Annotated in this window: 18 protein-coding genes; 12 read left to right on the plus strand and 6 right to left on the minus strand. The window is 67.2% G+C overall.

Annotated elements, in window-relative coordinates:
- Positions 1 to 37 precede the first annotated feature (37 nt).
- Together RU09_RS07070 and RU09_RS07075 are read right to left on the minus strand one after the other, a co-directional pair.
- A complete protein-coding gene (locus tag RU09_RS07070; protein WP_042539420.1) occupies positions 38 to 1,066 on the minus strand; it encodes a methionine synthase in 1,029 nt (342 codons plus the stop codon).
- Positions 1,067 to 1,086: 20 nt separating this feature from the next.
- A complete protein-coding gene (locus RU09_RS07075; RefSeq protein WP_042538958.1) occupies positions 1,087 to 2,091 on the minus strand; it encodes a putative oxygenase MesX in 1,005 nt (334 codons plus the stop codon).
- A gap of 119 nt (positions 2,092 to 2,210) precedes the next feature.
- On the opposite strand from RU09_RS07075, the gene RU09_RS07080 reads away from it, so the two are divergent.
- The gene (locus RU09_RS07080; protein WP_042538960.1) at positions 2,211 to 3,152 is read left to right on the plus strand and encodes a LysR family transcriptional regulator; all 942 of its coding nucleotides are present in this window, start codon (positions 2,211 to 2,213) and stop codon (positions 3,150 to 3,152) included.
- 17 nt (positions 3,153 to 3,169) lie between these two features.
- Here RU09_RS07080 and upp read toward each other — a convergent pair whose 3' ends face one another.
- Positions 3,170 to 3,802: a uracil phosphoribosyltransferase gene (gene upp, locus RU09_RS07085; protein ID WP_042538962.1), complete on the minus strand. Its 633-nt coding sequence runs from the start codon at positions 3,800 to 3,802 to the stop codon at positions 3,170 to 3,172.
- An 82-nt stretch (positions 3,803 to 3,884) separates the two neighbouring features.
- Here upp and RU09_RS07090 point away from each other — a divergent pair, with 82 nt between their 5' ends.
- Entirely contained in the window at positions 3,885 to 4,340 is a 456-nt protein-coding gene (locus RU09_RS07090; RefSeq protein ID WP_042538964.1) for a nucleoside deaminase, read from the plus strand.
- A 21-nt stretch (positions 4,341 to 4,361) separates the two neighbouring features.
- Here the strand turns inward: RU09_RS07090 and RU09_RS07095 are convergent, their stop codons facing one another.
- Positions 4,362 to 5,333, minus strand: coding sequence for a cation diffusion facilitator family transporter (locus RU09_RS07095; protein WP_042538967.1), 972 nt, complete (start codon positions 5,331 to 5,333; stop codon positions 4,362 to 4,364).
- A gap of 60 nt (positions 5,334 to 5,393) precedes the next feature.
- On the opposite strand from RU09_RS07095, the gene proC reads away from it, so the two are divergent.
- Both proC and RU09_RS07105 read left to right on the plus strand, forming a co-directional pair.
- Positions 5,394 to 6,233 carry a pyrroline-5-carboxylate reductase gene (gene proC, locus RU09_RS07100; protein WP_042538969.1) on the plus strand — a complete coding sequence of 280 codons (840 nt, stop codon included), beginning with the start codon at positions 5,394 to 5,396 and terminating at the stop codon, positions 6,231 to 6,233.
- A gap of 1 nt (position 6,234) precedes the next feature.
- A complete protein-coding gene (locus RU09_RS07105) occupies positions 6,235 to 6,522 on the plus strand; it encodes a DUF1905 domain-containing protein (protein WP_042538971.1) in 288 nt (95 codons plus the stop codon).
- 17 nt (positions 6,523 to 6,539) lie between these two features.
- Here the strand turns inward: RU09_RS07105 and RU09_RS07110 are convergent, their stop codons facing one another.
- Both RU09_RS07110 and RU09_RS07115 read right to left on the minus strand, forming a co-directional pair.
- On the minus strand, positions 6,540 to 7,211 hold the full coding sequence (locus RU09_RS07110) for a potassium channel family protein (RefSeq protein ID WP_042538973.1): 672 nt from the start codon (positions 7,209 to 7,211) through the stop codon (positions 6,540 to 6,542).
- On the minus strand, positions 7,204 to 8,634 hold the full coding sequence (locus tag RU09_RS07115) for a TrkH family potassium uptake protein (protein WP_042539422.1): 1,431 nt from the start codon (positions 8,632 to 8,634) through the stop codon (positions 7,204 to 7,206). Before RU09_RS07115 ends, RU09_RS07110 begins: the two co-directional genes overlap by 8 nt.
- A 103-nt stretch (positions 8,635 to 8,737) precedes the next feature.
- Between RU09_RS07115 and RU09_RS07120 the strand changes: the two genes are divergently transcribed.
- The 8 genes from RU09_RS07120 (at position 8,738) to RU09_RS18055 (ending at position 12,488) form a co-directional block, all read left to right on the plus strand.
- A complete protein-coding gene (locus RU09_RS07120) occupies positions 8,738 to 9,154 on the plus strand; it encodes an ArsR/SmtB family transcription factor (protein ID WP_042539424.1) in 417 nt (138 codons plus the stop codon).
- A gap of 267 nt (positions 9,155 to 9,421) precedes the next feature.
- On the plus strand, positions 9,422 to 10,348 hold the full coding sequence (locus RU09_RS07125; RefSeq protein WP_042538975.1) for a cyclase family protein: 927 nt from the start codon (positions 9,422 to 9,424) through the stop codon (positions 10,346 to 10,348).
- Between the two features lie 77 nt (positions 10,349 to 10,425).
- Entirely contained in the window at positions 10,426 to 10,617 is a 192-nt protein-coding gene (locus RU09_RS07130; protein WP_042538977.1) for a helix-turn-helix domain-containing protein, read from the plus strand.
- Positions 10,618 to 10,753: 136 nt separating this feature from the next.
- On the plus strand, positions 10,754 to 10,852 hold the full coding sequence (locus RU09_RS18265) for a 30S ribosomal protein bS22 (RefSeq protein ID WP_003792170.1): 99 nt from the start codon (positions 10,754 to 10,756) through the stop codon (positions 10,850 to 10,852).
- Between the two features lie 82 nt (positions 10,853 to 10,934).
- A complete protein-coding gene (locus RU09_RS07135; RefSeq protein WP_042538979.1) occupies positions 10,935 to 11,237 on the plus strand; it encodes a rhodanese-like domain-containing protein in 303 nt (100 codons plus the stop codon).
- Positions 11,234 to 11,524: a glutaredoxin family protein gene (locus tag RU09_RS07140; protein ID WP_042538981.1), complete on the plus strand. Its 291-nt coding sequence runs from the start codon at positions 11,234 to 11,236 to the stop codon at positions 11,522 to 11,524. Before RU09_RS07135 ends, RU09_RS07140 begins: the two co-directional genes overlap by 4 nt.
- Positions 11,521 to 11,820, plus strand: a complete 300-nt coding sequence (locus RU09_RS07145; RefSeq protein WP_042538983.1) for a Dabb family protein — start codon at positions 11,521 to 11,523, stop codon at positions 11,818 to 11,820. Before RU09_RS07140 ends, RU09_RS07145 begins: the two co-directional genes overlap by 4 nt.
- Positions 11,821 to 11,864: 44 nt before the next feature.
- Entirely contained in the window at positions 11,865 to 12,488 is a 624-nt protein-coding gene (locus tag RU09_RS18055; RefSeq protein WP_052492892.1) for a 4'-phosphopantetheinyl transferase family protein, read from the plus strand.
- Positions 12,489 to 12,524 lie beyond the last annotated feature (36 nt).

Consider the following 12,524-nt stretch of genomic DNA (forward strand, 5'->3'; position numbering starts at 1 on the left):
GGGCCACGCGCGGCGATGTTCGGGGGCGTGGCACCGGTCAGGCGCCGAGCTCCTCGCGGACCAGTCGCGCTCCCGCAGACAGAGCGCTCAGCTTGTCGAGCGCGACATGCCTCGGCAGGGGTGCCATGCCGCAGTTCGAGCTGGCGATGAGAAGCTCTGCGTCGACGAACTCGAGCGCGCGGCGCAGGGTGTCGGCGACTTCCTCCGGAGTCTCGACCTGCTCGCTCGCCACATCGATCGCCCCGAGCATGACCTTCTTGCCGCGGATGAGCTCGATGAGGTCCATAGGAACATGAGAGTGGTGGCTCTCCAGCGAGATGATGTCGACGGAGGACCGCTGCAGAAGGGGGAACGACTCCTCGTACTGCCTCCACTCCGCGCCGAGAGTCGCCTTCCACTCGTTGTTCGCCTTGATCCCGTAGCCGTAGCAGATGTGCACAGCCGTCTCGGCGCTCAGCCCTTCGACTGCGCGCTCGAGGGCCGCGATTCCCCAGTCCTTCATCTCGTCGAAGAAGACGTTGAACGCGGGCTCGTCGAACTGGATGATGTCCACTCCCGCAGCCTCGAGCTCCCTCGCCTCCTGGTTGAGGATGGTCGCGAACTCCCACGCCAGCTTCTCGCGGCTGCGGTAGTGACGGTCGGCCAGGGTGTCGATCATCGTCATCGGGCCAGGGAGCGCCCACTTGATCGGCTGATCGGTCTGCTGACGCAGGAACGTCGCGTCGTCCACGAACACGGGCTTCGGACGGCTCACCGCACCCACCACTGTGGGCACGCTCGCGTCGTAGCGGTCGCGGATGCGCACCGTCTCGCGATTCTCGAAGTCCACGCCGTCGAGATGCTCGATGAAGGTGGTGACGAAATGCTGGCGGGTCTGCTCCCCGTCGCTGACGATGTCGATGCCGCGCCGCCGCTGTTCGTGCACCGCGGCGCGCAACGCATCATGCTTGCCCTCGACGAGCGCATCCCCCTGCAACTCCCACGGCGACCAGAGCACCTCAGGCCTCGCGAGCCATGCCGGCTTGGGCAGGCTCCCGACGATCGAGGTTGGGAGGAGGGTTTCCAAGGTCGTCGAGCCGGCGCCGGTCATCGGACCGGAGCCGGGTAGGCGGCGGCCCACTGATCCAGCACGCGCCGGTGGGGCGTCACGAAGTGCTCATCCGCGTAGCGTCCCTGGACGACCGCGAGCTGGCTGCGCTCCTCGCGGTCGTAGGTGATCTCGGTCTGCTGGAAGTCTTCGTGGGCCAGGCTCGGACGGTAGACGCTCTCGGCGGGTGTGTTCGCGTTGTAGATCTCGGGGCGGTAGATCTTCTGGAACGTCTCCATAGTGCTGATCGTGCCGATGAGCTGCAGATCGGAGTAGTCGCTCAGAAGGTCGCCGCGGAAGTAGAAGGCGAGCGGGGCAGAGCTGCCGCGCGGCATGAAGTACCGCACCTGCAGGCCCATCTTCCCGAAGTACTCGTCGGTGAGCGAGAAGGAGTCCTGGACGTACTCGATGCCGAGCACGGGGTGGACGTTGCCGTTGCGGCGATACGTCCTGCTGGTCGAGACGCTGATGCAGATCACCGGCAGGGTCGAGAACCGCTCCTGATACGCGTCGGACTCGAGGAAGTGCTGGAAGAGCTTGCCGTGCAGCTCGCCGAAGTCGTCGGGTGTCGCGAACCCGCCGGCGGCTGCGCTCGCCGCGGGCAGGACGACGCTGAAATCGTAGTCGCGCAGGTAGGAGGAGAAGTTGTTCCCCACGATGCCCTGGTGGCGTTCGCCGGTCAGCCGGTCAACGATGTGGATGTCCAGCACCTCGAGGACGGGGAACTCCCGGTCCTCGCCGTCGGCGAATCGCAGCTGCACCGAGACGATGTCGAGTTCCACCGAGTAGCGGCCGCCGTCTGGGCCGTCGCCGTCGAGTCCGTCGCCGCGTGCGAGATCGTTGAACCGTCGGTCGATCATCGTGAGGGCATTGCGGAGGTTCTGCTGGCGACGCTCGCCGCGGGCGAGGTTGGCGAAGTTCGTGGTGATCCGCGAACTGTCCGACGGGGCGTAGTCCTCGTCGAAGCGCGTGGTGGTGATGCTGAACGTGATCTCGTTCGCCATGAGGGGCCAATCCGGGAGAGAGGCCGACAGGGCCTCGCGAATGCTGTGCTCTCATGGTGCTGCCGAACGAGGGTCATCGGGTAATTCAGCTCCACTATGCGGTGCTATAGCCTTCTCCTATGCCCAGGCGATCGAGCGGCATCACGCTGCAACAGCTCCAGTACTTCATCGAGGTCGCCGCGGAAGGATCCATCACCGCCGCGGCCGACATGCTCTACGTGGCTCAGCCCACGATGTCCGCGGCGATGAAAGACCTCGAGAGTCGGGTGGGTCGTGCCCTTCTGGCCCGCTCGGCCCGGGGCGTCACGCTCACCAGTGACGGTTCGGAGTTCCTCGGGTACGCCAGACAGATCGTCGAGCAGGCCGAGCTGCTCGAGCAGCGCTACCTGGGGCGGCCGCCGTCGCGCCGACTCCTCGGGGTGTCGACGCAGCACTACTCGTTCGCTGTCGATGCCTTCGTGCGGATGGTCAAGGGCTCGAGCGCGGCCGAGTACGAGTTCTCACTGCGGGAGACCCGCACGTGGGACATCATCGAAGACGTGCGGACGCTGCGCAGCGAACTCGGCATCCTCTTCCGCAACGACTTCAACCGGAACGTCATCGACAAGCTGCTGCGCGACTCGGGGCTCGCGTTCCATCCGCTCTTCGTCGCCGAGCCGCACATCTTCGTCTCGCGACGGAACGCGCTCGCCTCCCGCGAGCGGGCGACCCTCGACGATCTCGTCGGCCTGCCGCGGCTCACCTTCGATCAGGGGGCGAACAACTCGTTCTACTTCGCCGAGGAGATCCTCTCGACCCTCTCGAGCGCTCGCGAGATCAGGGTTTCCGACCGAGCGACGATCTTCAATCTCATGATCGGACTCGACGGGTACACGATCTCGACGGGCATCATCAGCGACGACCTCGATCCTGAGATCGTCGCGGTGCCTCTCGACGTCGACGACCACATCGAGATCGGATGGGTCGGACGCACCGCCATCCCCCTGACCGAGCAGGCGCAGCGATATCTCGCCGAGGTCCGCGACGTCGTCGCGGGGTTCGGCGTGGCGCTGCTCGGCTAGCGCGAGCAGCCGATGCGTCAGACGGTGCCGTAGAGCCGATCGCCGGCGTCGCCGAGTCCGGGGACGATGTAGCCCTTCTCGTTGAGACGCTCGTCGAGCGCGCCGAGCACGATGGTCACATCGCGGTCTCCGACGAGCGCCTCGATCGCGGCGAGACCCTCCGGCGTGCCGAGCAGGCAGATCGCCGTGACGTCCTTGGCCCCGCGGTCGAAGAGGAACTGGATGGCCGCAGCCAGCGAGCCACCGGTTGCGAGCATCGGGTCGATGGCGAAGCACTGGCGATCGCTCAGGTCATCGGGGAGGCGCTCGGCGTAGGTCGTCGGCTCGAAGGTCTCTTCGTCGCGGACCATCCCGAGGAATCCGACCTCGGCGGTCGGCAGAAGCTTGACGAGTCCCTCGAGCATGCCGAGTCCTGCGCGCAGGATCGGTACGACGATCGGGCGAGGCTCCGAGATCTTCACGCCCATCGTGGTGGTCACGGGAGTGGTGATCTCGACCGGGCTGACCTTCACGTTGCGGGTCGCCTCGTACGCGAGCAGCGTCACGAGTTCTTCGGTCAGCTGGCGGAAGACCGGCGACGGTGTGCGATGGTCGCGCAGCACCGAGAGCTTGTGAGTGACGAGAGGGTGGTCGGCGACGTGAACACGCATGCCTACAGGCTAATGCGCCGGACGCTCGCGTACGACATCGGCTGCACGGGAGTGGCCTCTGCGGCTGTCGTAGGCTCGACCCATGACCGCCCCCGACCTCATCGCGATGCGCCGCGCTCTCGAGCTCGCGGCCGAGGCGGCAGCGGTGTCGGAGATCCCCGTCGGTGCGGTGGTGCTTGACGCCGAGGGGCGGATCGTCGCGGACGGTCGCAACAATCGTGAGGCGACCGGGGATCCGACCGGTCACGCCGAGGTCGAGGCACTGCGTGCCGCCGCGGCATCCGTCGGCTCGTGGAATCTCGAGGGCCACACCCTCGTCGTCACGCTCGAGCCCTGCCTCATGTGTGCCGGGGCGATCCTGCAGGCGCGGATCACTCGGGTCGTCTTCGGAGCCTGGGACGACAAGGCGGGGGCCGCCGGATCCATGTACGACGTGCTGCGTGATCGTCGGCTGCCGTATCGCGCCGAGGTCATCGGCGGGGTCGAGGCAGACGCCGCCAAGGCCCTGCTGCGGGACTTCTTCGAGCAGCGCCGCTGACGGTCGCGGACCTCGGGGGAGTCAGTCCGAGGACTTGAGCACGAACACGTCGGTCGACGGCTCCGGGTCGAGCGACGGCCGGTACACGTCGGGCTCGATGTAGATGACCCTGGCCGTCGGCACGGCCTCGCGGATGCGGGCCTCGATCGCGTCGATGTCGACCGCGGCCTCGCGCAGCGGCTTGTCGGCATTGAGTGCGATCTTCGCCGCAACCATCAACTCGTCCGGTCCGAGGTAGAGCGTCTTCATGTGGATGATCTTCTCGATCTCGTCGCCGGCGTTGATCGCGTCGACGATGCGATCGTGATCGGCCGGGGTGGCTCCCTCGCCCACCAGGAGGCTCTTGGTCTCGACTCCGAGCACGATCGCGATGAGCACGAGCAGGATGCCGATCATCAGCGTTCCGAGTGCGTCGAACACGGGGTTGCCGGTGATAATGGTCAATCCCACACCGAGCAGTGCGAAGGTGAGACCGGTCAGCGCCCCGACATCCTCGAGCAGCACGACGGGCAGCTCCGGCGCCTTGGCGCGACGCACGAACGACACCCACGACTGGCCCTCATCGCGCACGAGGTTGCTCTCCTTGACGGCCGTGCGCAGCGAGAACGACTCGAGGCCGATCGCGACCACGAGCACGACGAGCGGCAGCCACCACCAGGTCTTGTCGAGTTCGTGCGGGTGGGTGAGCTTGTCGATCGCCTCGTAGATCGCGAACAGGCCACCGACGGAGAACAGGATGATCGACACGACGAACGCGTAGACGTAACGCTCTCGGCCATAGCCGAACGGGTGCGCTCGGTCGGCCTCGCGCTTCGCCTTGCGGCCGCCCAGCATGAGCAGCAGCTGGTTGCCGGAATCGGCGACCGAGTGGATCGCCTCGGCGAGCATCGACGCGGATCCTGAGAGCGCCCAGGCGATGAACTTCGCCAGGGCGATGCCCAGATTCGCCAGGAACGCCGCGAGAATGGCCTTGCCGCCGCCGGATGCACTCATGCGACGAGTCTAGATCGGCTCGCCCGTGGTCGCCCGGTGCGCCCGCCGTAGGATGACGACATGGCTGAATCTCTTCCTGCTCTCGCGTTCCTCGGTGCCGGTTCCATGGGCGGCGCGATCCTGCGAGGGGTCGTCGCATCCGGCATCCCCGTCGACGGAGGCATCACCGCGACGAACCGCACGCCCGAGAAGGCGGCGGCCTTCGCCGACCTCGACGGCGTCACGAGCATCGCGCTCTCCGAGACGCCGGACGGCAACGCGCGGGCGGTTCAGTCGGCGCGTGTCGTCCTGGTCGGGGTGAAGCCGGCGATGGTCCCCGATCTGCTGCGCGAGATCGCTCCCTCTCTGCCCGAAGACGCGATCGTGGTGAGTCTCGCGGCCGGGGTCACCCTGCAGACCTTCGCCGACAACCTCGGCGCCGATGTCCGTGTCATCCGCTCGATGCCGAACACGCCGTCGACCGTCGGCAAGGGCGTCACCGGCCTCGCCGCGGGGGCGGCCGCATCCGCCGACGACCTCGCCCTCGTGCACCGCCTCTTCGCGACCGTGGGCGCTGTCGTCGAGGTTCCCGAGTCGCAGATCGACGCGCTGTCGACCATCTCGGGTTCGGGCCCCGCCTACGTCTACCTGCTCATCGAGGAGCTCACCAAGGCCGCCGTCGGCATGGGCTTCAGCGAGAGCGACGCGCGAGTCATGGTGGAGCAGACCTTCATCGGTGCGACCGCGCTGCTCGACGCGTCGGGGGAGGAGCCGTCTGAGCTCCGTCGCAGGGTCACGAGTCCGAAGGGCACCACCGAGCGGGCCGTCGCCGTGCTGCAGGACGCGCACCTCGACCGGACGTTCGCACAGGTCGCCGACGCGGCGCTGGCGCGGGCGAAGGAACTCGCCGCAGGAGGATGACATGCAGCTGCGGTTCTCGGGAGAGATCTGGTTCTGGCGCGGACCGGCGCCGTTCCACTTCGTCACCGTGCCGCCGGCCGAGAGCGCGATGATCGGCGAGATCGCCGGCGTCGTCACCTACGGGTGGGGGATGATCCCCGCATCCGTGACGATCGGACGCACGACCGTGACCACGGCGCTGTGGCCGAAGGACGGCGGGTACATCGTGCCGATCAAGAAGGCGCTGCAGGATCGGGAGGGCATCGGCATCGACGACGTCGTCGAGATCACGCTCGACATCGACGCCTGAACCCGCGGGGCTGCCACTCAGCGGTCGAGCGCGGCGAAGCGCTCGATGTCGCTGTTGGTGCCCGAGACGATGATGAGGTCGTGGTTGGTGACGATCGTGTTCGCCTCGGCGTAGCGGAACGGCTTGCCCGGACTCTTCACGCCGACGACGGTGACCTTGTACTTGCTGCGCACGCCGGATTCGTTCAGACCCACGCCGCGGATGAACTTCGGCGGGTACATCTTCGCCAGCACGAAGTCGTCGTCGAAGCGGATGAAGTCGAGCATCCGGCCGGAGACGAGGTGAGCGACGCGCTCGCCGGCTTCGCGCTCGGGGTAGATGACGTGGTTGGCACCCACGCGGGCGAGGATCTTGCCGTGCGACTGCGAGACGGCCTTCGCCCAGATCTGCGGCACCTTGAGGTCGACGAGGTTCGCGGTGATCAGCACGGATGCTTCGATCGACGAGCCGACGGCGACGACGGCGACCTGGAAGTCCTGCGCGCCGATCTGACGCAGGGCGTCGATGTTCTTGGCGTCCGCCTGCACCGTGTGCGTGACGCGGTCGGACCACTTCTGCACGAGCTCCAGATTGCCGTCGATCGCGAGCACCTCGCGGTCGAGTCGGTCGAGCTCGCCGGCGCACGCGGCGCCGAAGCGGCCCAGGCCGATGACGAGTACGGGAGCGTCGCCCCGGAGCACTTCAACCAACGATCGGCCTTTCCACGGGCAGCGAGTAATACTGCGATCGCGACGTCGCGGCGACTGCCGCGGCGAGAGTCACTGTACCAACGCGCCCCATGAAGATGGTGGTCGCCAGCACGTACGAGGCGGAATCGGGGAGCTCGGCGGTGAGACCTGTCGAGAGGCCGACGGTGCCGAACGCCGAGATCACGTCGAACAGCACATGACTGATGTCGGCCTTGGTGATCTGGGCGATGATGATCGTCGACAGTGCGACGATCGTGGCTCCCCAGGCGACGACGCTGAGCGCCACACGCTGCACGTCGCTGGGGATGCGGCGGCCGAAGACCTCGACCGACTGGCGCCCCTTCGCCTCCGACCACACGGCGATGGCGAGCACGGCGAGAGTGGTGACCTTGATTCCTCCGGCGGTGGATGCCGAACCGCCGCCGACGAACATCAGCATGCTCGCGGCCAGCAGCGACGAGCCGTTCAGGTCGTCCATCTCGATCACGTTGAAGCCACCCGAACGGGTCATCGCCGAGAGGAAGAAGGCTTGGAACGTCGTGTCTGCGGCATCCATCGAGCCGAACGTCTTCGGGTTCGCGTACTCGAGGATCAGGAACACCGCGGCACCCAACACGAAGAGGAGCACGGTGGTGACGAGGGTGAGTTTGGTGTGCAGCGACCACTTCTTCACGTGCCACACGTGCTTGGCCAGGGTGTAGATCACGGGGAAGCCGATGCTCCCGAGGAAGACGCCCACCATCAGCAGCGACAGCACGAGGTAGTCGTCGGCGAAGACGGCCACGCCGCCGTCGTTGGGAGCGAACCCGGTGTTCGTGAATGCCATGGCGGCGAAGTACGGCGCTTCCCACAGGGCGGCGATCGGGTCGACCTCCGCCAGGACCAGCGCGGGGTAGAGGAGGATCGCGAGGACGCCCTCGATGATGAGCGACGACACCGCGACGGTGCGCAGGAGCTGACCGACCTCGCCCAGCCGCACGGTCTGGCTCTCGTTCACGACGCCGCCGTGGGCTCGCAGCGGGTTCGTGTCTCCGGCGGCCATGAGCTTGGCCCGCAGCCCGAGGCGCTTCGAGATGACCAGGCCCATCAGCGACGCCAGGGTGAGCACACCGAGCCCGCCGATGTTCACGCCGATGAAGATCAGCACGTGCCCGAACGGAGACCAGTGGTTCGCCATGTCGACGGTGGCGAGGCCCGTGACGCAGATGGTCGACACAGCCGTGAACAGCGCATCCGCCAGCGGCGTGACCGTGCGCGATGCCGACGCGATCGGCAGAGACAGCAGCACCGTGAAGACGAGGATGAGCATCGCGAAGATGACGATCGCGAAGCGCGAGGGCGACGAGGTGACGATGTGCTTGCCCCAGGAGGCGGCGTTCTCAAGACGCTGTCGAGGTGACGACGCCGAAGCGATGCCCGACATCGAGTCCCCCTTCGCTTCCCCTCGCCGCGCACCGCGGCTGCACGACGCCGATCGCCGAGCCTTCGTCATGGTACTCCGTGCCGGGGACGACTACCCTGATCACATGACGGACATCTTCGACGTGATCGCAGACGGTACGAGGCGCGACATCCTCCAGCTTCTCCTGCGACGCACCACCGAAGGGGACGCCGGCACGAGCGTGAGCCATATCGTCGCCGAGCTCGGCATCAGCCAGCCCACCGTCTCGAAGCACCTCAAGGTGCTCCGCGAGGCTGAACTGGTCAGTGTGCGCGAAGACGGCCAGCGCCGCTTCTACAGCCTCGCCGTCGAGCCGCTGGAGGTCGTCGACGACTGGCTCGTCCCGTTCCTCATGGATGCCTACGGCGACGATGCACCGGACATCGACTACCCCGGACTGCCGCTTCCCGACGGAGCCGCGCACGCGGCCGAGGTCGTCGGTCGTGCCGCCGCGTCGGCGAGGCACGTCGTCACCACCGCGCTCAAGCGCCTCGGCGGCTGACGCCCCCGGACGCACTTCGCCCCCGTTGACAGCGGGGGGTCTGTCTTCGGGGGCGTGGCCGCGGGCCCCAGCCCGCGTGACTCGGACGGTGCCATCGTGAGTCGTGCATTCAGCATCCCAGTGCAGTCTGAACGGTTGCGGCACACGTCCTATGTCTCCGCTGTGACCCGCATGCTCCGCTCGTGAGGGGCGCCGAGTCAGGAGTGCACGAACGGCGAGAACCAACAGGTCTCGCCGACCGTGTCTCGCGCTTGCCATGATGTGAGCATGACGACAGCTTCGCCCTCGTACCGAGCGCACTTCGACTTCACGATCTCGTTCGCCAATGGCGGGGGGATGACGGGAGAAGGCTTCCGTCTCGACCTTCCCGGTCCCGACATCGACTCCGATGCGATCGGAGCGCTGCTGGTGCGGCATCTCGGGCTCGCTCTTGTGAGCGCCGTCGAGCTGCAGCGGCTCCGCATCGTGGAAGAGGCGCACCGTGGCAGCCGAGGCGTGGAGGGGAGCGCTCCGTCACCACGGGTCATCGACCTCAGCCACACGATCGAAGCGGGGCTCGAGACCTACCCCGGCCTCCCTGCCCCCACGATCACTCCGCACCTCACGCGCGAGGACTCCCGCTCGAAGTACGCGCAGGGCACGGAGTTCGCGATGGACATCATCACGATGATCGGCAACACGGGCACCTACCTCGACTCGCCCTTCCACCGGTATGAGGACGGCGGGGACCTGGCCTCGCTCGAGCTCTGCTCCCTCGTCGGGCTACGCGCCGAGGTCTTCCATCTGCACGACGCGTGGAGCGCCGAGCGCCGGGGGATCGAAGCTGTGACGCTCGCGGACCGTGAGCTCCGAGGCGCCGCGGTGCTGCTCGACACCGGGTGGAGTGAGCACTTCGGCACTCCGGAGTACGGCCGCGGGGCACCGTTCCTCACCGAAGAAGGAGCGCGGTTCCTGGCCGATGCCGGGGTCGCACTCGTCGGCATCGATTCGCTCAACATCGACGACACGGAGAGCGGCGGCGAGCGGCCGGCTCACAGCATCCTGCTGGCCGCCGGCATCCATGTGGTCGAGCACCTGACCCGCCTGTCCGAGGTGCCCGCCCGTGGTGCGCGGTTCACGGCGGCTCCTCCGGCCGTGCGTGGATTCGGGACGTTCCCGGTGCGTGCCTTCGCCACCGTCGGCGATGCTCACTGATCACACAGGCCACATGGGTTTACACGCGTCCCAGATTCCCCCTAGAGTGTGCACAAATCGAGAAAGGGGTACGTGGGATGCCCGAGGTTCCAGATGTCCGGTTCCTTACGGTGGCTGAGGTCGCCGAACTGATGCGCGTGTCGAAGATGACCGTCTATCGAATGGTGCATGCTGGGGAGCTGCCAGCCATTCGCTTCGGTCGCAGTTTCCGGGTTCCGGAATCCGCGGTGGCCGATGCTCTGCAGCGACCGATAGCCGACGTCGGCTGACGCTCTCCGCTCGGTCCCGTGGGCGCGTGCAGCGAGAGCTTCACTGTTTGCTAGACTGATCCGAGGCATTTTTTCCGTGCCCGTACCCGGGTGTCCGTCACCGACGACACCCAGCCACTGACTTAGTGAGGTTTCCGTGGGTTCTGTCATCAAGAAGCGCCGCAAGCGCATGGCGAAGAAGAAGCACCGCAAGCTGCTTCGTAAGACTCGCCACCAGCGTCGCAACAAGAAGTAAGCGACCAGACACGAGCGCCTGTCTCCGGACGGGCGCTTTGTGTCTCTACCCCCCGGTTTCCCACTCGTCGCAGGAGCATGCCATGAAGTCGATCACCGTCACCGAACTCGCCGAGCGTTCGAACACTCCGCTCATCGATGTCCGCGAGGTCGATGAGTACGCCGCCGGACACGTCCCCGGGGCGGTCAACATCCCGATGTCCGAGATCGGCAACCGACTCGAAGAGCTCCCGGCGGAGTCGTTCGACGTCATCTGCCAGGCCGGCGGACGGTCGGCGCGCGTCGTCGAGGCGCTCGAATCCCGCGGGTACGACGCGACCAACGTCGAGGGCGGAACGGGCGAGTGGATCGCCCAGGGCCGCGAGGTCGAGGTGCCGTCGGCGTGACCACGCTGACCCTCATCGGCAAGCCCGACTGCCACCTGTGCGACGTCGCGTCCGAGATCATCGACTCCGTCGTCGCCGAACTCCCCGACGCGGCTGCCGAGCGGATCGAGATCGTCGAGGCGTCGATCAAGGACGACCCTGCGCTCTACGAGCTGTGGTGGGAGAAGATCCCGGTCGTCCTCATCGACGGAGAGCTGCACGCGCACTGGCGCCTGTCGGCAGACCGACTGCGCGATGCTCTCGAAGCCGCTGTGCAGCATGACGCACTGAAGAAGGAAGCGCGATGATCCGTCACGTCGTCACCTGGAAGCTCGCCGCAGAGGACCCCGCGACGCGCTCCGAACAGGCCTCCGAGGTCGCCCGCAGGCTGAACGCACTCGACGGTGTCGTGCCGCAGCTTCGCTCGATCTCCGCGGGCGCGAACATCGCATATCCGGACGCGAACTGGGACGTCACGCTCGTCGCGGACGTCGATTCCATCGAGGCCCTGGAGGAGTACCAGGTGCACCCCGCTCATGAAGAGGTCGTGGCATACGTGCGCTCGGTGGTCGCGTCGCGCGTGGCTGTCGACTTCGAGGTCTGAGCCGCCGGACCGCAGCTGCCGATCCGACGGGAGCAGGCGGAGTCATGGGCGAGATCATCTGGCACGACGTGATCGTCGTGTGGGCGCGGCCCTCGGACCTGCGGGGGTTCACCGAGATCGATGCCGCCGCGATGGGGCAGGGGCAGGTCGACCGCCTCCGCCAGCTGAGTGGCAGCCGCGCTCAGGGCTTCCTGGCGGGGAGGGCGCTGATCCGCGCGCTCGTGCGCAGGATCCGAGGCTCCGACGAGGTCCTGCTCTCCAGCCGCTGCGACAGGTGCGGAGCCGACCACGGCCGACCGCGCTCGGCCGGCGTGTCGCTCAGCGTGAGCCACGCGGAGGATCTTGTCGTGGTCGCGGCGACAGCGGGGTCCATTCTGCTGGGCGTGGATGTCGAGGATGAGGCGGCGGCCGGACGCCTCCACGGAATGGGGTCGATGTTCCCCGACGGCGCCGCCCCCGGTCTCGCGGCGTGGACGCGCATCGAAGCAGCCGTGAAGGCGGATGGTCGAGGCTTTGAGATCGACCCGTCGGAGGTGCTCCTGCATCCGAGCGCCGATGACGCGGACCCGTGCGCGTGGTCAGCAGTGCTTCCCGGGCGTGCGAGTCCTTTGGAGATCGCGACGCTCGTCGGGCCCCCCGGATTCGTGCTGAGCGTCGCCGTCGGCTGATCCTCCACCGTCAGCTCGGCGTCACCGTCAGCGCGG

This window comes from Microbacterium sp. MEJ108Y (assembly GCF_000834175.1).
In the GTDB taxonomy this organism is placed as follows: domain Bacteria; phylum Actinomycetota; class Actinomycetes; order Actinomycetales; family Microbacteriaceae; genus Microbacterium; species Microbacterium forte.